Source organism: Micromonospora sp. CNZ297 (assembly GCF_007827625.1).
Genome location: NZ_VISU01000001.1, coordinates 574,189 through 592,713, shown reverse-complemented (window position 1 = coordinate 592,713; position 18,525 = coordinate 574,189). Strand labels below are relative to the sequence as shown.

Sequence of the window (18,525 nt, the reverse complement as noted above, 5' to 3'; positions counted from 1 at the left end):
CTTGCGATCCGACCTCACCGGCACGACCTTTGTGGAGGAACCATGTCGCCCACCCCTTACGACTCGCCCTTCAATCGCCGCGCGCTGCTCCGGATGGGGCTCGTCGCGGGCGCCGCGGTGGCCGGCGTGCCGCTGCTGTCGGCCTGCGGCGACGACGACGAGCAGCCGTCGCCGGCGGCGGCCGGCGGGGGGTCGCTGGCGGTGCTGAAGGTGGGCGCGCCGAACGCGGTCACCGACGCCGAAGCCGGCAACCCGCTGCTGACCAGCATCGGCGCGACCCTCATCGTCATGCGGCACGTGTACGACTCGCTGATGGTGCTCGACAACGGCGAGTACAAGTACCAGCTCGCCGAGTCGGTGCAGCCGAACGCCGACGGCAGCGTGTGGACGATCAACCTGCGCTCCGGGGTGACGTTCCACGACGGCAAGCCGGTCACCGCGGCCGACGTGGTGCACAGCATCCGTACGCTCGGCGCCAAGCCCAGCAACCGGGCCTCCGTCTACGCCAACGTCGACCTCGCCAAGGTGACAGCCGTCAACGACCGCACCGTCACCGTCCCGCTGCTGACCCCCCGCGGTGACTTCAAGGAAGCCGTCCTCGTCGTCTTCTCGCCGGTCTTCCCGGCCGGCATGACCGAGTTCAGCAAGCCGATCGGCTCGGGCCCGTACCGGCTGGCCGAGCGCAACGGCACCACGACCCGGCTGGTCGCCAACGAGCAGTACTGGGGTGGCAAGCCGAGCGTCGCCGAACTCCAGATCGTCGGCATCCTCGACGCCGGCGCCCGGCTGTCGGCGCTGAAGGCGGGACAGGTCGACTACGCCGTCAGCATCAGCTCCACCGGCGCGAAGACCGAGGCGGCGAACAGCGAGCTCACCGTCGTACGCGGTGGTCCGGCGAACGCCAACGCGCTGTCGTTCGCGATGAACCAGAAGCTCGCGCCGTTCGACGACGTCCGGGTCCGCCAGGCGGTCCGGCTCGCCGTGGACCGGCAGGCGCTCGTCGACAACGCGCTGCTCGGGCTCGGCTCGACGGCCGACGACGTGGTCGGCAAGAGCCTGCCCGGCTACGCCGACCTGCCGGCGCGCGCCCGTGACCTGGAGCAGGCGAAGCGGCTGTTCGCCGAGGCCGGGATCACGAAGCTGACGCTGCGGACCGGCGAGATCGTCCCCGGCATGCTCAACGCCAGCCGGCTGATGGCCCAGCAGCTCAAGGAGGCGGGCGTCGAGCTGACCCTCCAGGAGATCTCGCCCGACGCCTACTACGCCGACCTCATGACGCTGGCCACGCACCCGTTCCAGGCGTTCTACTACGTCAACCGGCCGGCCGCCGTGCACCTGTCGGCGGTGACCCACGGCAAGGCGCCGTTCAACGTCACCGGCACGTCGGCGGCCTACCAGGCGCGGCTGGCCAAGGCCCAGGCGACTGTCGACGACAACGCCCGCGCCGAGGCGTTCAAGGCGTTGCAGGAGGAGTTCTACAAGGAGGGCGGCGACCTGCTGTGGGGCTTCCAGGAGCAGCTGGACGCCGCCCGTAAGGGGATCAGCGGGGTCCGCACGATGCAGTCGGTCCAGCTGTTCGACCGGGCGACCGGGCCGGCGTGACCGCGCTCGGGTTCCTGGCCCGACGGCTGCTGGCGACGGTGGCCACGCTGTTCGCGGTGGCGGTGGTGCTCTTCGCCGGCTCGGAGGTGCTCCCGGGTGACGCCGCGTCGGCGTCACTCGGGCCCGACGCCACCATCGAGGAGGTCGCGCAGCGCCGGGCCGAACTCGGCGTCGACCGGCCCTGGCCGGTGCGGTTCGTCGAGTGGGGGACCGCGGCGCTGCGCCTCGACCTGGGCACCAGCACCTCGATGCACCGGCCGGTGGTGGACGTCGTGGCCGAGCCGCTGGCCGCCACCGGCCTCCTGGTCGGGCTCACCGCGGCGGTGACGGTGCCGCTGGCGATGGGACTGGGGCTGCTCACCGGGCTGCGGCCGGGCGGCCGGGTGGACCGGGCGGTGTCGGCCGTCGCGGTGGTGGCGGTTTCGATCCCGCAGTTCGTCACCGCCGGCCTGCTCGTGCTGGTCTTCGCCGACCTGTGGCCGCTGCTGCCGGCGATCTCGCTGCCGCCGCTGGGCGGCGGACCGCTGGACCGGCCGGAGATCCTGGTGCTGCCGGTGGTCGCGCTGACGCTGTTCGGCGCGGCGTGGGCGAGCCGGATCGTGCGGGCGACTGTCATCGACGCGGACGCGATGCCCCACGTCGAGGCGGCCCGGCTGGCCGGGCTGCCCGAGCGGGTGGTCGTGGCGCGGCACCTGCTGCCCGCGGCGGCGCCGCCGTGCGCGCAGACGTTCGCGTGGCTGCTGTCCGGGCTGTTCGGCGGCACCACGGTGGTCGAGGTGGTCTTCAACTACCCGGGCCTGTCGCAGACGCTCGTGGCGGCGGTCCGCAACCACGACACCGCCGTCCTGGAGGGGGTCGGGCTGCTCCTCGCCGCGATCATCCTCGTCTCGTTCATCGTGGCCGACCTGCTCGTCCTCGCGGTCGACCCCCGGCTGCGGGTGGCCGCCCGATGAGGGCCGCGCGGTGGCTGCTCGCCGGGACGGCCGTGGCCGTGGTGCTGTTGGTGCTGGGCGTGGCGCTGTTCGGCCCGTTGTTCGCCGGCGAGCCGGAGCGGATCGTCGGGTTGCCCTACAGCGCCCCGACGGCCGGCAGCCCGCTGGGCACCGACAGCGCCGGACGGGACGTGCTGGACCGGGTGCTGGCCGGTGGCCGGCCGCTGGTGGCCGTGCCGGTGGTGGCGACGATCCTGGCCACCGTGCTCGGCCTGGTGCTGGGCCTGGTCGGCGGCTACTTCGCCGGGATCACCGATGCCGTGGTGTCCCGGCTGGACTACCTGCTGCTGGGCCTGCCGCCGGTGCTGATCCTGCTGGTGCTGCTGCACGGCTGGGGGTACAGCGCCACCACGATGATCATCGTGGTGGTGCTGACCGGCACGCCGTTCGTCTCCCGGGTCACCAGGGCCGAGACGCTCCGCGCGGTCGAGGACGGGTACGTGGTGGCCGCCTACGCCGGCGGCGACTCGCACCTGTCGGTGATCGTCCGGGAGATCCTGCCGAACATCGTCCGGCCGGTGCTCGCCGACTTCGGCACCCGCCTCGCCATCGCGGTCACGCTGACGGCGGCGGCGGCGTTCCTCGGCTTCGGCTCCAGCGGCCCGAACTGGGGGGCCATGATCAGCCAGAACGTCGAGGGCATCCAGCTCACCCCGTGGGGCGTCGCGGTGCCGGCGATCCTGCTCGGTGTGCTCACCGTCGCCGCGAACCTCGGCATCGACCGGATCGTCGGGCGGGTGCTGCGATGATCGAGATCAGTGGGCTGCGGGTCGAGGACACCGCCGGCCGGGCCGTCCTGGAGAACCTGTCGCTGCGCGTCGCCGAGGGTGAGCGGGTCGCCGTCGTCGGCGAGTCCGGGGCGGGCAAGACGACACTGGCGATGGCCCTCGTCGGCGCGGTACGGCGCGGACTGCAGGTGGCCGGGGGCACGGTCGTGGTCGACGGGCACGACGTGCTGACGGCCTCCGGCGCCGAGGTACGCCGGGTCCGGCGGCGGGTACTGGCGTACCTTCCGCAGGACCCGCCGTCGGCGCTGAGCCCGACGCTGCGGGTCCGGGCGCAGATCCGGGAACTGGCCGCGGACCGGTCCGACGCGGCCGTGAGCCGAGGGCTGGTCGAGGTGGGCCTGCCGGGCGACCGGGCCTTCCTGCGCCGGTACCCGCACCAGCTCTCGGGCGGCCAGCAGCAACGCCTGGCGCTGGCCCGGCTGCTGGCCGGCGACCCGCGCGGCCTGGTGCTGGACGAGCCGACGACGGGCCTGGACGGGCTGGTGCGCAAGCAGGTGCTCGACCAGCTGGACCGGCTCTCCGCCGACCGCGGGCTGGCGGTCGTGTTCGTCACCCACGACCTCGCCGCGGCCGCCCGGATGACCGATCGCCTGATCGTGCTGCGGGGCGGCGTCGTGGTCGAGGAGGGACCGACAGCGCAGGTGCTCGCCCGCCCGGCCGCCGCGTACACCCGGGACCTGCTCGCCGCGGTGCCGGACCTGCCGGCCGAGATGCGCCGCCGCGCCGCCACGCCGGTGCGGGGCGCGGAGGTCCTGACCGTGTCCGGGCTGACCGTGCCGCGCGGGGGGCGGGTCGTCCTGGACGACGTATCCCTGCGGTTGCGCGCCGGCGAGGCGCTGGCCCTGCTCGGCACGTCGGGCTGCGGCAAGACGACGCTCGCCCGGGCCGTCGTCGGAACACTGCGCCCCAGCTCGGGCCGGGTGACGCTGTCCGGCGAGGTCCTGGAGCCGACGCTCGGGCGCCGGCCGGTGCACCAGCGACGCCGCATGCAGCTCATCCCGCAGGACTCCGGGGGGTCGCTGAACCCGCGGCGGCCGGTGGGCGCGGCGATCGGCCGGGTGGTCCGCCTGGCCGGTGGGATGACGGCCGAGGCGGTGGCGGCGGAGACCCGCCGGCTGATGGGGCTCGTCGGCCTGCCGGGGGAGCTGGCGTCGCGGCTGCCGCGGGAGCTGTCCGGCGGGCAGCGGCAACGCGTCGCGATCGCCCGCGCGCTCGCCGCCGGGGCCGACGTGCTCGTCTGCGACGAGATCACGTCGAACCTCGACGCCCAGGTGGCGGCCTCGGTCCTGGCCCTGCTCGACTCGCTGCGGCGGACCCTGGGCCTGGCGGTGCTCATCGTGACGCACGACCTCGGTGTGATCGCCCGCAACGCGGACCGGGTCGCCGTGCTCAGCGGCGGGCGGATCGTCGAGGAGGGGACCGTCGAGCAGGTGTTCGGCAACCCGCGCCACGAGGCGAGCAGGATGCTGCTGGACGCCGCGCGGCCCGTCACGGCGGTGGCGGACGTGCCGTGACAGCCCGAGGCGGAGGGCCGCTACCGGCTTCCCGGTAGCGGCCCTCCGCCTCGATCTCAGCGCGTCAGACGAGCTCGTCGAGGAGTTCGTAGTTCAGCGTGAAGGTGTGGCTGCCGTCCTCCAGCTTGCGCATGGTGGCGGTGCCCTGGATGCCGGCGAGCCCCTCGGTGCCGGTCCCCGGCACGATGTGCCACTCGGCGCCGCCCTCCTCGTCGCTCATCAACCCGACGGCCTGGTGCTGGAGCATGAAACTGCCCTTGGAACCGCCGATCGACACCTCGATCACTTCGTGACCGACGTATCCGGCGCCGCCCTTGCCATAGGCGAACAGGAACTGCGCGCGGCTGGTGCCCTCGAGTTCACCGGAATACGTCTTGGTGACCGAGGCCCGCGAGAATTTCATGCCGTCGGGGGTCTCCTGCCACTCGTCTTCGTCCCAGGAGTCGAGCGTAAATGAAGCAGTCGCGGTGCTCACCTTGTCTCATTCCTTCCGTGGTTCTCTTTCAGTCCCAGACCGAGGCGCAGAACGGGTGACCGGCCGGGTCGAGGAAGACCCGCCACTTCGCGTCGCCGGGCTGGTCGGCGGGCTTCGTCGCACCCAGGCGCAGCAACTCGGTCTCGGCCGTCTCGATGTCGTCGACGGCCAGGTCGAGGTGCAGTTGCTGGGGAACCGTCTGCCCGGGCCACTCCGGACGCCGGTAGTTCTCCACCCGCTGCAACGCCACGGCGACGCCGTCACCGTTGCTGAGGAACGCGCCGGACTCCGACTCGTGCACCGGCTCGAGGCCGGCCGCTTCCCGGTAGAAGGCCACCAGCGGGGCGATTTCGGAACAATCCAGTGTTACCGCCGCCAAGCGACCGACAGCCATTCATGTCTCCTGGAGATTTGTCGTCCGATCGAAAGCGTGGCCCGAGCCTAGCAATCCGCCGTCGTCCACGCCACGGTCGCCGGGTGTGTCGCAACCGGCCTGCTCATTAGACGGTTGCGAATGGACAGCAGGCCCCGAAGGTTCGGCAGCATACCGGCTGAACCGTCGGCGGCGCCACCGATACACCAATCGAGTTGCCCTCACTTCGTGCTCACAACAGCGCAGCGTCAGGCGCACTCGTCCGCCACGATTCGCCGGTACCCCAATCACCGGCGTGGAGGAGAACACGGTGGAAGGCTTCGAGATCTTCACCTACGGGGACGCCGTCGCCGACGTCTTCGACGGGACGGGATGGGCCGGCGACCCGGGTGACACCGAGGAGACGATCGAGTGGCTCGCCGAGAACGCCGGCGGCGGGCCCGTGCTCGAACTCGGCGTCGGCACCGGCCGGGTCGCCGTCCCGCTGGCCCGCAGGGGCATCGAGGTGCACGGCATCGACGCGTCGGAGGGGATGCTGACGCAGCTGCGCGACAAACCCGGCGGCGAACTGGTGCACGTGCACGTGCAGGACTTCACCGACTTCACGCTGCCGTACAAGTTCTCGCTGGCGTACGCGGTCTTCGACACGCTGCCGTTCATCACCGACCAGGAGGAGCAGATCCGCTGCTTCCAGAAGGTCGCCGACGTCCTGGAGCCGGGCGGGCGGTTCGTGATCCAGACGTCGATCCCCGACCCGGCGCGGTACGACCGCAACCAGCGCACCCAGACCGTACGGGTGGAGAAGGACCACGTCGTGATGACGTTCACCCGGCGCGAGCGGATCTCCCAGTGCTCGTCGATCCAGTTCGCGGTCCTGCGGCCCGACGGCATCCGGTTCTTCCCGATGCGCATCCGCACCGTCATGCCGTCGGAGATGGACCTGATGGCCCGCCTCGGCGGGCTCACCATGGAGTCGCGCTGGGGTCACTGGGACGGACGACCACTGCGCGACTCCGACGAGCGGCACATCACCGTCTACCGCAAGTAGAGCGGCGGATCGGTGGAGCACAGCCAGACGAGCGCCGGTGGTGCGGGCCGGCGCCTTCGGGTGGTCCTGGTGCAGCAGGGCGTCTGGGACATGCCGCTGGAGTCGCTGCCGCTCGCCTCGGCGTACCTCAAGGCGATGGTGTCCGGCGACGCCGAGCTGAACGACCAGGTGTCGGTGGAGATCTGCAACTTCCGGGGGCGGGTGACGCACGGGGAGATGGCCGCCCGGCTGTTCGCCGGCCCGCTGCCCGACGTGATCGGGTTCTCCGTCTTCGGCTGGAGCCAGCGCGCGTTCGGGGCACTCGCCGCCACCTACAAGCAGCTCAACCCGCAGGGGTGGGTCATCTTCGGCGGCACCCACGTCAGCGCGCAGGCCGACCGCGTGTTCCGGCTCTACCCGGAGATCGACGTGGTGGTCAACGGCGAGGGCGAGCTGACCTTCCTCGACCTGCTCCGCGCCCGGCTGGCCGGCGTGGCCCCCGACGCCCTCGGCGACGTGCAGGGCATCTCCTGGCACCGCGCCGACGGCAGCGTGGTCACCAACCCGGACCGGCCCCGGATCGAGGATCTCGACATCATCCCGTCGCCGTTCCTCACCGGAGCCGTCGAACTGCTCGACGCCGACGGCCGGTTCCGCTACGACGTCGCGCTGTTCGAGACCAACCGCGGCTGCCCGTACAAGTGCTCGTTCTGCTACTGGGGCGGCGCGGTCGGCCAGCGGGTACGCGCGTTCTCCCGGGAACGGCTGCGCGCCGAGCTGGAACTGTTCGCCCGGTGCGGCGTGCACACAGTGGTCGCCTGCGACGCCAACTTCGGCATGCTGCCGATCGACCTGGAACTCGTCGACGACCTCATCGACATCAAGCGGCGGCACGGCTTCCCGCTGGCCTTCGAGAGTTCGTGGGCCAAGAACAAGTCGAAGGTGTTCTACGAGATCGTGCGGCGGATGAAGGAGGCGGGGCTGCGCAGCTCCTTCACCCTGGCCCTCCAGTCGCTCAACCCGGACGCCCTGACCCTGATGCGCCGGCGGAACATGAAGGTCAACGACTGGCGTGACCTGGTGCGGTGGCTCAACCGGGAAGGGCTGGACTGCTACGCCGAGCTGATCTGGGGCGCGCCGGGCGACACCGTCGAGTCGTTCCTGGCCGGGTACGACGAACTCGCCCAGCACGTGTCCCGGATCGCCGTCTACCCGATCATGCTCTTGCCGAACACCGAGTACGCGGAGAACAAGGAGCTGTACGGCATCGTCGCGCTGCGCGGCGACAACGACGACTTCGAGTACGTGCTCGCCCACCGCACCATGACCTTCGCGGACAACGCGGTGATGCAGCGGTTCCTGTTCTGGGCCCGGGTGATGGCCGAGAACGCGGTCCTGCGTCACTGCTGGCTGCCGCTGCGGCGGCTCGCCGGGTGGGAGCAGTCCCGGGTCCTCAACAGCCTCGCCGACTGGGCGGACACCACCACGGCGCGGGAGGCGATCCCGTTGCGGGAGGCCGCGATGCGGGGTCACGGCGGCGGCGCGCCGGCGTACGCGGCCGCCATCGGCTACCTCTTCACCGAGGCGGACGGGCGGCGGGCGCTGGAGCTGTGGTGGCAGGAGGTGGTCTCGCGGCAGCTCGCGGCCGACGTCCGCCCGTTCCTCGACGAGGTGTACCGCTACGACCTGCTGACCCAGCCGGTCTGCGAGCCGGACGGACTCGCCGTCGTCGAGATCGGCGGCGTCGAGTACTTCCACCGCCCGGACGTGACCCTGGCCTACGACGTGCCGGGCGTCCTCGCGCGGATGCGCGCCGACGAGCCGGTCTCGCTGGAGCCGGAACCGATCCGCGTCGACATCTACTACCGCACCGGCGCCATGACCGCGGTCATGTCGACGAACCACGAGGAGATCCTGCACTTCATGGGGGAGGTGCGCAGAGCAGGCACCCCGCTCACAGTCCCCTGACCGATCGCCGGTGTCCGGAGTGGACCGGCGCTGCCATACTCGGCCCGATGGGGTCGTCGTCGAGGTGACTGTGCAGTTCCGGGTGCTGGGTCCGCCGGAGGTCGTCCGGCACGGGCGGGTGGTGCCCCTCGGCGGGCCGAAGCAGCAGGCGCTGCTGGCTCTGTTCCTGCTGCGGCCGAACCGGTTCGTCGCCGCCGACTGGCTGGTCGACGCGCTCTGGGACGCACGACCGCCGGCCAGCGCCCGGACGACGCTGCGCACGTACGTCGCCGGGCTGCGCCGGGCCGTGGAACCCCAACGGTCCCACCGCGAGCCGGCGCGCGTCCTGCGCAGCCACCCCGGGGGGTACGAGCTGCGGGTCGACGCCGACGCGGTGGACGCGATCCGGTTCGCCGGCCTGGTGGACCGGGCTGCGGACGCGCTCGCGGCCGGGCAGGCGGCGGCCGCCGAGCGGACGTACACCGAGGCGCTGGCGTTGTGGCGCGGCGAGCCGCTGGCGGGCGTGGCCGACCTGACCGCGGTGCGTCCGGAGGCGGCCCGGCTGGCCGAGCTGCGGCTGAGCGCCGAGGAGGGGCGGCTGACAGCCGCCGTCGCCGCGGGCCGGCACGCGACGCTGCTGCCGGAACTGCGCCGGTTCGTCTCGGCGCACCCGCTGCGCGAGGGCGCCCGGGCGCAGCTGATGCTGGCCCTGTACCGCTCGGGGCGGCAGACCGAGGCGCTCGCCGTCTTCGACGAGGGCCGCCGGATCCTGGCCGGCGAGTACGGGATCGACCCCGGCGAGCAGACCCGCGCGGTGCACCGGCTGATCCTGGAGCAGGCCGTACCGCCTGATCGGAGCAGTCCCGCGGACACCGGCGGCCCGGCGACCGCCGGGGCGGCGCCGGAGCGGGACGGCGGACCGCTCGTGGGCCGGGACGCGGAACTGGAACGGCTGCGGGGCACGCTGGACGCGGCCACGGGGCAGAGCGGGCGCGTGCTGACGCTGGTGGGGGAGGCCGGCATCGGCAAGACCAGCCTCGCCGCGGCACTCGGCGCCCGCGCCGCCGCGACCGGCGTCCCCGTGGTCTGGGGCCGCTGTCCGGACGTCGGGCAGGCGCCGCCGTTCTGGCTGTGGAGCCAGGTGGTACGCGCGCTGGTGGCGATGCCGCAGACCCGCGCCACCGGCTCGGCGAGCCGCCTGGACGGGTTCGCCGCCGGCGCGCCGAGCGGACCGGCCGACGGTCGCGGTCTCGACCCCACGGCCCGGTTCCAGGTGTACGAGGCGGTGTCGGAACTGGTGCACGCGGCGGCCCGGGAGCGCGGCCTGCTCGTCGTCCTCGACGACCTGCACGCCGCCGACCCGGACTCGCTGCTGTTGCTGCGGTTCCTCGCCACCGCCCTGCCCGCGTCCCGGGCGCTGGTGGTCGCCACGCTGCGGCCGTACGACGACGACCCGGCCCTGGTGGCGACAGTCGCCGAGCTGGCGCGCGGGGGCGGCTTCGGTCAGGTCCGGCTCGCCGGGCTGGACGCCGCGGCGGTCGCCGACCTGGTCCGGGGCCGCACCGGCGTGGCGCCGCCGGAGCCGGTGGTGACCCGGCTCGTCACCCGGACCGGCGGGAATCCGTTCTTCCTCACCGAGCTGCTGCGGTCCCGGACCGATCCGGGCGCCGCAGCGGAGCTGCCGCCGAGCATCCGGGACACCGTGCGGCTGCGGCTAGCCGGACTGCCCGGCCCCGCCCGGCGCTGCCTCGACCTGCTCAGCGTGGCCGGGCACGACCTGGACCTGGCGGTGCTGGCGGCGGCGCTGGACAGCACCGCCGAGACCGTCGCCGAGGACCTCGCCCCGGCCTATCCGGCCGCGCTGGTGGTCGAGACCGGACCGGGCGCGCTCGCGTTCCGCCACCCGCTGATCGCCGAGGTCACCTACGCCGAGCTGGTCCCGCCGCGCCGGGCCGCGCTGCACGCCCGGCTGGCCGCCGCGTACGAGCGGACGGCCGGCACCGCGCCGGCCGAGCTGGCCCACCACTACGGGGAGGCGGTCGGTCTGGGCCACGGCGAGGACCACCTGCGGTGGTCGCTGCGCGCCGCCGACGACGCCACCCGCCGGGTCGCCTACGAGGACGCGCTCAGCCACCTCGAACGCGCCGCGCTCCGGCTGGCCCCGGCCGCGCCGGTCTCGCCCGACGCGGCGGCCACCGAGCTGACCGTCCAGTTGCACCGCGCGTCCCTGCTCCAGATGACAGTGGGCGTCGGCAGCGACGCGGTCGACCGGGTCTGCGCCCGCGCCCGAGAGCTGCTGACGCTCGTCGGGCCGGACGCCGACATCCGCCACGCGCTCTGGGCGCTCGGCGAACTCGCCGCCAACCGGGCCGAGTTCGCGATCTGCGCCGACCTCGCCGGGCGGCTCGTACGGGCGCCCGACGACGGCAGCGGGCTGACCGCCGTCGCAGGTGAGTACCTGCTGGGCGCGGTCGCCTACTTCACCGGCCGGCAGGCCGAGAGCGAGCGGCGGCTCACCGCCGGGATCGAGCGGCTGCGTACCGTCGACCGGGCGCTGCTGCGCCGCGAGGTGGGCCGCCGTCCGGTGCTGGCCTGCCACAACTTCCGGGCGCTCGTGCGCTCGATGCGCGGCGACCCGGCCGGCGCGCGGGCCGACATCGCCGCCGCCGAGGCCCTCGCCGAGGACCTCGACGACCCGTACGGCCGGGCCAACGCGGCGCTCTACGCCGCCTGGCTGGCGATGCAGGAGCACGACGTCGCCGCGGCCGACGCGGCGGGGCGACGGTGCCGGGACATCGGCCGCGCCACCGGCCTGCCGCACATGACCGCGACCGGCGCGTACTTCCTGGAGTGGGCCGCCGCGCGCGGCGGCGACCACGGCCGGCTCGACGCGATGCGCGCCGCCGCCGAGGAGTTCTACCGTCCCGGACTGCGGTCCACCCGAACCATCACGCTCTGCGCGATGGCCGAGGCGTACCTGACCGGCGACCGTCCGGACACCGCGGCGACACTGGCCGAGGAGGCGCTGGCAGTGGCGGACCGGGTGGGCGAGCGCGTCTTCGTCGCGGAGTTGCACCGGATCCGCGGCGCGGCCCGGCGCGACCGCGCGGAGTGGGACCTCGGCGCGCGGATCGCCGCCGAACAGGGCGCCGGGCTGCTGCTGCCCCGGTTCGCCGTCTTCTGACCGGCGTGGAATCCCGCCTCCACGCCGCCTCCACACACTTTCCACAGCCGTTCCACGCCCGGCTGGTGCCCTGGTCGGTGTCGGGTAGGACGGCCGGAGCCGTCCGGGACCATGTTCCGAAGGGGCACCACCATGGGATCAGCTCAGCCGCCGGCTCACCAGGAGGTCCAGGAGGTCGAGGTCGCCGTCGTCGGCTGCGGGCCGGTGGGTGCGCTCACCGCCAACCTGCTCGGCGCCCGCGGGGTCACCACGCTGGTCGTGGAGCGCAGCGCCACGCCGCACGGTCAGCCGCGGGCCTTCTCCTGTGACGACGAGGCGCTGCGCATCTACCAGCAGGCCGGGCTGCTCGACGAGGTACGCGACGAGACGATCGCGCCGCCGCTGGTCGAGTACGTCAACGGCGCGGGCCGGGTCTTCGCCCGGATGAAGCTGTCCGAGACGGACTTCGGGTACGGGCACGCGCCGCTGCGCTTCTTCGACCAGCCGCGACTGGAACGGACGCTGCGCGCCGGGCTGGACCGCTTCCCGCACGTCCGGCTCGCGCTCGGCACCGAGTTGGTCGGCCTGACCCAGGACGAGGACGGCGTGACGGTGCTCCTGTCCGACGTGGTCACCGGGCAGCGGCGGGCGGTCCGCGCCCGGTACGTGCTCGGCTGCGACGGCGCCCGCAGCGCCACCCGCGCCGCCGTCCGGATCCCGCTGTCCGGGGCGAGCTACGCCGAGCCGTGGCTCGCGGTCTCCGGCGACGTGCCGCCCGACGCCGTGCGGGTGGCCGACACCACGTTCGTGTGCGACTGGCGGCGCCCGGCGTTCGTCTCTCCCGGCGCGGCCGGCAGCTACCGGATGGAGTTCATGCTGCGACCGGGCGAGACCGAGGACGAGGTGCAGCGGCCGGAGACCGTCGCCGCGCTCGTCTCGCCGTACGTCGACCCGGACCGGTTCGCCGTCACCCGGGCGGTCGTCTACACCTTCCACCACCTCGTCGCGCAGCGGTGGCGGGAGGGACGGGTGTTCCTGCTCGGCGACGCGGCCCACCAGATGCCCCCGTTCATGGGCCAGGGCCTGTGCAGCGGCCTGCGCGACGCGGCGAACCTGTCGTGGAAGCTGTCGCTGGTGCTGTCCGGCGCCGCCGATCCCGCGGTGCTCGACACGTACGAGACCGAGCGGCGTCCGCACACGGTGGAGATGGCACAGACGAGCGTCCGGCTGGGACGCGTCTTCCTGGCCCGCAACCGGATCTCCGCCTGGCTGCGTGACACCGCGCTGCGGGCGGTCCAGACGGTTCCCCGGGTACGGCGGTTCGTGGAGCGCTTCGAGTTCAAGCCGGTGCCGGCGTACCGGCGGGGCCTGATGACCGGCGGGCGGCGGGACGGCGTGGTCGGGACCATGTTCCCCCAGCCGCGGGTCCTCATCCCGGGTGCGCCCGGCGAGCGCCTGCTCGACGAGGCGCTCGGCGACGGCTTCGTCGTGCTGGGTCGCGCCGGTGTGGACGACCCGCCCGGCGCGTGGTGGCAGGGGTTGCCGGTGCGGTTCGTCGCGGTCCACCCGTCCGGCACGCCGCTCGCCGGCCTGCCGGACCCGCTCGCCGGCCCGCCGGACCCGCTCGCCGGCCTGCCGGACCCGCTCGCCGGCCTGCCGGACCCGCTCGCCGGCCCGCCGGAGTCGTCCGCGGACGGCCGTCCGGACCGGATCGACGTCGTGGACGCCGACGGGGTGCTCGGCGGGTGGCTGCGGCGGCACGGCGCCGACCTGGTGGTGCTGCGGCCGGACCGGTTCGTGTTCGCGCTGGCGACGGCCGATGGGATCGAGCAGGCCGCACGGGACCTGTCGGCCGCCCTCGGTGCGCCGCCGGACGGCGGCCGGAACCGGGCGGCCGGCCCGGGACTCGCGACGGCGCCGGCAGTGCCCTCGTCGTCGTGACCGCCCTCGTCGGCAGCCGGGCCGATCTCCCACGCCCGCCGTCGCGGCGTGCCGACGTGCGGCCCCGGCCGTGGCGGTCCGCCGGCGGCGGTGCCGAGCCGGCTCGGCGTCCACCGCCGCGCGCAATCGTCTTCCCGACTCGGCCGCCCGATGTGGCCGGACGGGCAGGGGGTTGTCTTGCGCGCGGGCAGAAAGATCCGGCACGCCGTTGCGCCGCCCTGGACCGCCGACCCTGTAGCCGGACGTCCCCCGGGGACGAGACTCGTACCGGACCGGCGGTGCCCCGCGTGCGGCACCCGGCCCGGGCCGGCTGTCTCCCGGTCGACCCGATCGAGACTTCCCACTCTCCTACGACGATCGTGCGCCGCCGTCCGGCCTCGCGCCGGACGGTCGTGCGCGCGGAAAGGTGGCAGTGATGCGTTCACGAAGATCAGGCCGGTGGACCGGCGCGGTGGCGGCCGCTCTGGCGGTGGTCCTGCTGGGGCCCGGGGCGACAGTGCCGGGCGCCGCGGCACCGGTCCGGGTCGCCGGCCCGCCGGGAGCGGGCCTCGTCGCCGGCTGCGAGACGTTCGGGTTCACGGCCATGCCGGCGGTCGCCGGTGTGGCCGCTCCCCGTGACGTCGAGGCGGTCGACACCAACCAGAACGGCTTCGACGACCTGCTCGTCGCCTCGGCGAGCGGTGACGGCGACGTGCACCAGCTCATCGCCGTCGGTAACGGGACGTTCCGCACGTCGGTGGGGCCCGGCGCCCCGCCGGAGGTCTATCCGGCGCCGGGCACGCCGCGCGCCGTCACCGTCGGCTACTTCAACCGGGACGCCAAACCGGACTACGCCGTCGCGACCACCGACGGGGTGGGTGTCTGGTTCGGCGCCGCCGGTGGAGACCCGGGCTTCGGGCCGGGAGGGCGCGTGCTGGCCGGCCGCAGCGTGGCGGACGTCGCGGTGGCCGACTTCGACCGTGATCTGCTGCCCGACCTGGCGGCCCTCGACCCGGAGGACCGGACCGACCGGGACGACGACCGGGTGCGGGTGTTCCGCAACCTCAACGGCGGCAGCTTCGACCAGAGGTTCCTCCTCGGTGACCAGCCGACGTACGTCCAGCCGGACTTCCTCGCCGCCGGCGACCTGACCGGCAACGGCGTGCCCGATCTCCTGGTCAGCAGCCGCACACAGGGCACGGTGTCGCTGATCCGCGACGGCGCTAACAGCCCCGCGCCCCGGGTGGAAGGGATCGGCGAGGCGTGGAAGCCCGCGATCGCCGACTTCGACCTCGACGGGCGGCTCGACGCGGCCGTCGCGATCCCCGGCGAGGACCGCATCCGGTTGTGGAGCGACTACCGCGACCCACCGTCCGGCGGCTTCCCGTCGGCGCCCCGGGAGTTGCCGTCGCTGGACCTGGGGCCGCTGACCCCGGGGCGGGAGGGTCCGCACGACGTGGACGTCGCCGACGTCAACCGGGACGGCCGTCCGGACCTGGTGGTGGTCGGCTACGCCAGCCGGGCGGTCTACGTCTTCCCGGGCCGTGGCGACGGCACGTTCGGCACCCCGGCCGTCCTCGCGGCGGGCAGCCAGCCGGTGCAGGCGGCCGTGGGGCGGTTCGACAACAACCAGTCCCTCGACGTGGCCGTCCTGGACGAGGTCGACAACACCCTGCGCGTCTACCTGAACACCTGCACCGCGCCCGGACCGAACCTGACCGCCGGCGGGCTGGAGGTCACCCAGGTCATCCAGGACCTGGGCAACTCCGTCGACCTGGTCGCCGACCGCCGCACCGTCGTCCGGGCGTACGTCGGCACCGACGCGCAGACGCCCGCGGTGACCGCGGCCCTGCACGGGTTCCGGGCCGACGGCACGTCGCTCGGCCCGCCGCTCGCCCCGGCGAACCCGGGCCGCCTGCTGGTGCCCGACCGGACGGTGCGACGCGGACAACTGGGCGGCGGGTTCCTGTTCGAGCTGCCCACCCAGTGGACGAGCGAGGGCCAGGTCAGGCTGCGGGTCGAGATCAACCCGGACCGCCGGGTCACCGAGCCCGACCACCTGGACAACGTGACCGAGCGCACGGTGCGCTTCCAGGCGTCCCAACCGGTTCGCGTCAAGCTGATCCGGTTCGGCTACCAGCGCGACGGACAGACAGTGCTGCCTCCCGAGTCCGACCTGGACCGGGCCGAGTCGCTGCTGCGGCGCACGCTGCCGACGAGCCGGCTGGAGGTCACCCGCGCCGACTACCGCGACGACCACCCGTTCTTCTGGATCGGTGACGACAGCTTCTTCCTCGACGCGCAGGACGCGCGTTCGGTGCTCGACCGCTACCGGCAGGCGACGGCAGGGACGCGGGAGCCCGGCGTCTACCACCTGGTCATGGTGAACCGGGACCGGATGGGCGGCATCGCCGAGAACATCCCCGGATGGGTGGCGGTCGGCGGAGCGCACAACCCCACGACCATCCTGCACGAGCTGGGGCACCTGCTCGGCGCCGGGCACGTGGAGTGCACGGACAATCCCGGCGACGAGACCGGGCCCCGGTCCTACCCGTACCCGCGCGGCACCATCGGCGGGCCGGACCCGGCGAATCCCGGCTTCGCCGGCTACGACATCGGTGACGCCTCGGTCGGCGCTCCGCGCCGGATCGTCTGGGCGCCGGACACCAGCCCGCCGGTCGCCGACCTGATGAGCTACTGCCGCAACACCTGGGTCTCCGACGACCTGTGGCGGCTGTGGCGCAACCGCGTCCAGAACCCGCCCGCCCAGCAGGGCGCGACGGGTGACCTGCTGGCGCTGTCCGGCGCCGTCGGCGACGGCACCGCCACCCTCACCGGGCAGCGCCTGACCCGCACCACCCAGCGCCCGGCCACCACGCCCGGCCCGTACGCGCTGCGGCTGCTCGACGCCGCCGGGGCGACGCTCGCCGAGCACCCGTTCACCCCGGCGGCCACCGAGCACGCCGCGACACGTCCCTTCCACGAGGTCGTCGACTTCGCCCCCGGCACCCGCCGGGTGACGCTCGTGGACACCCGCGCCGGGCGGGACCTCGCCACCCTCCCGGTGTCGGCGAACCCGCCCGTCGTGGCGCTGGCGGGCGAGGCGCCGCCCGCGTCGGTGCCGGCCACCGGGCCGGTCACTGTGGGCTGGAGCGCCGGCGACGCCGACGGCGGTCCGGTCACCGCGAGCGTCCTGTACAGCCCGGACGGCGCCGACGACTGGCGGGTGCTGGCCACCGGGCTCACCGGGACGTCGTACACGCTGGACGCCGCGCAGCTCGCGGGCACCGGCGGCGCGGCCACCGGCCGGCTGCGGGTACGGGTCACCGACGGTGTGCACACCGCCGACGCGACGAGCGGTCCGCTCACTGTCGCCGGCAAGAACCCGGCGGTACGGATCACCGCTCCGATGGGCGGCACGTTCTTCGCCACCGGGCAGACGGTCACGCTCGCCGCGTCCGTCACCGACCCGGAACAGGGCGACCTGGACGGGTCGGCGGTGCGCTGGACCTCCGACCGTGACGGTGACCTCGGCACCGGCGCCACCCGTACGCCGGGGCAGCTCAGCGAGGGACGGCACGTCCTCACGGTCACCGCCACCGACGCCGACGGCCTGCGGGCCACCGCGCGTACCGAGGTGACTGTGGGCCGGGTCCTGCCGGCCGGTGGCCCGCCCACAGCCGACGCCGGGCCGGACCGGACCGCCGTCGAGGGCGACACCGTCACCCTCGACGCGACCCGGACCACCGACCCGGACGGCGATCCGGTGACCCTGTCCTGGACGGTGCTCGCCCAGCCGGAGGGTGGCGGCCTCGGCGGCGGCCTGCGGCTGGAGGGTCCGGCCCGCACGCCGTCGTTCCGCGCCGACCGGGCCGGCACGTACCGGCTGGAACTGACCGCCACCGACGCCCGCCACGGCACCGCCACCGACACGGTGACAGTCACCGTGGCGAACCGGCCGATCGAGGTGAGCCCGATCGCACTGGACGAGGAGTTGCGGGTGGCCGGTCCGGTCACCGTGCGGGCCACGTTCACCGACCCGGGCGTGCCGGACACCCACCGCTGCGCGGTCGACTGGGACGGCGGGGGTCCGGCCCCGGCCACGCCCGGTGCGGTCAGCGAGGACCGCAACGAGGGCGGTTGCGTCGCCACCGGCGATCTCCGGCCCGGCGTGCACGTCGCGCGCCTCACGGTGACCGGCGACGACGGCGGAACCGGGCAGCAGACGGTACGGATCGTGGTCTACGACCCGTCGGACGTGACGGTGGCCGGCGCCGGCGCGATCGTCTCACCGGCGGGCGCGCTCAGCGCCGACGTGGCCGCCACCGGGCCGGGGGAGTTCGCCTTCGTCGCGGGCCTGGTGAAGGGTTCACCCACGCCGTTCGGCGCGACCACCTTCCGGCTGCCGGGACGCGAGTTCACGTTCGCCGGTACGACACACGAGCGTCTGACCGTCGCCGGATCGGTGGGCCGGTACCAGGGTGAGGGCACGGTGAACGGCCGGCCGGGGTACGCGTACCAGCTCACTGTCGCCGACGGCCCGGACGGACGTGACGTGGACCGGTTCCGGATCAGGATCTGGGAGAGCGACGGAGGACGCGTCGTCTACGACAGCGGCCGGGGCGCACCGGACGATCTCGACCCGGCGCACCTGCAACCGCTGAACCAGGGCCGCGTCGTGGTCGTCGGCTAGCCCGGCGCCCCTCCCGCCGTCCGCCACCGGG

At 74.1% G+C, this 18,525-nt stretch carries 11 protein-coding genes; 9 read left to right on the top strand and 2 right to left on the bottom strand.

The genetic code is table 11. From position 1 onward, the window contains the following. Positions 1 to 42: 42 nt before the first annotated feature. Genes FB454_RS02505 through FB454_RS02490 form a run of 4 tightly spaced genes read left to right on the top strand, consistent with a single transcriptional unit; the run spans position 43 to position 4,896 of the window. The gene (locus FB454_RS02505; protein ID WP_013476312.1) at positions 43 to 1,602 is read left to right on the top strand and encodes an ABC transporter substrate-binding protein; all 1,560 of its coding nucleotides are present in this window, start codon (positions 43 to 45) and stop codon (positions 1,600 to 1,602) included. After that, positions 1,599 to 2,555, top strand: coding sequence for an ABC transporter permease (locus tag FB454_RS02500; RefSeq protein ID WP_013287022.1), 957 nt, complete (start codon positions 1,599 to 1,601; stop codon positions 2,553 to 2,555). The genes FB454_RS02505 and FB454_RS02500 overlap by 4 nt, the downstream gene beginning before the upstream one ends. Next, positions 2,552 to 3,343: an ABC transporter permease gene (locus FB454_RS02495; protein ID WP_013287021.1), complete on the top strand. Its 792-nt coding sequence runs from the start codon at positions 2,552 to 2,554 to the stop codon at positions 3,341 to 3,343. The genes FB454_RS02500 and FB454_RS02495 overlap by 4 nt, the downstream gene beginning before the upstream one ends. Continuing rightward, positions 3,340 to 4,896 (top strand): ABC transporter ATP-binding protein, encoded by a 1,557-nt coding sequence (locus tag FB454_RS02490; RefSeq protein WP_071094418.1) that lies wholly within the window; start codon positions 3,340 to 3,342, stop codon positions 4,894 to 4,896. The genes FB454_RS02495 and FB454_RS02490 overlap by 4 nt, the downstream gene beginning before the upstream one ends. Positions 4,897 to 4,960: 64 nt before the next feature. Here FB454_RS02490 and FB454_RS02485 read toward each other — a convergent pair whose 3' ends face one another. Together FB454_RS02485 and FB454_RS02480 are read right to left on the bottom strand one after the other, a co-directional pair. After that, on the bottom strand, positions 4,961 to 5,371 hold the full coding sequence (locus tag FB454_RS02485; RefSeq protein WP_013287019.1) for a DUF3224 domain-containing protein: 411 nt from the start codon (positions 5,369 to 5,371) through the stop codon (positions 4,961 to 4,963). 28 nt (positions 5,372 to 5,399) lie between these two features. Further along, the gene (locus FB454_RS02480; RefSeq protein ID WP_013287018.1) at positions 5,400 to 5,765 is read right to left on the bottom strand and encodes a VOC family protein; all 366 of its coding nucleotides are present in this window, start codon (positions 5,763 to 5,765) and stop codon (positions 5,400 to 5,402) included. A 289-nt stretch (positions 5,766 to 6,054) separates the two neighbouring features. Between FB454_RS02480 and FB454_RS02475 the strand changes: the two genes are divergently transcribed. The 5 genes from FB454_RS02475 (at position 6,055) to FB454_RS02455 (ending at position 18,494) form a co-directional block, all read left to right on the top strand. Next, on the top strand, positions 6,055 to 6,792 hold the full coding sequence (locus FB454_RS02475; protein ID WP_013287017.1) for a class I SAM-dependent DNA methyltransferase: 738 nt from the start codon (positions 6,055 to 6,057) through the stop codon (positions 6,790 to 6,792). A 12-nt stretch (positions 6,793 to 6,804) separates the two neighbouring features. Continuing rightward, positions 6,805 to 8,739 carry a KedN5 family methylcobalamin-dependent radical SAM C-methyltransferase gene (locus FB454_RS02470; RefSeq protein ID WP_030268246.1) on the top strand — a complete coding sequence of 645 codons (1,935 nt, stop codon included), beginning with the start codon at positions 6,805 to 6,807 and terminating at the stop codon, positions 8,737 to 8,739. 64 nt (positions 8,740 to 8,803) lie between these two features. Beyond that, a complete protein-coding gene (locus FB454_RS02465; protein ID WP_255367948.1) occupies positions 8,804 to 11,902 on the top strand; it encodes an ATP-binding protein in 3,099 nt (1,032 codons plus the stop codon). Positions 11,903 to 12,034: 132 nt separating this feature from the next. Next, complete coding sequence (locus FB454_RS02460; protein ID WP_486485389.1) at positions 12,035 to 13,822, top strand: bifunctional 3-(3-hydroxy-phenyl)propionate/3-hydroxycinnamic acid hydroxylase; 1,788 nt, start codon at positions 12,035 to 12,037, stop codon at positions 13,820 to 13,822. A 415-nt stretch (positions 13,823 to 14,237) separates the two neighbouring features. After that, positions 14,238 to 18,494 carry an FG-GAP-like repeat-containing protein gene (locus tag FB454_RS02455; protein ID WP_145822385.1) on the top strand — a complete coding sequence of 1,419 codons (4,257 nt, stop codon included), beginning with the start codon at positions 14,238 to 14,240 and terminating at the stop codon, positions 18,492 to 18,494. Positions 18,495 to 18,525: the final 31 nt, after the last annotated feature.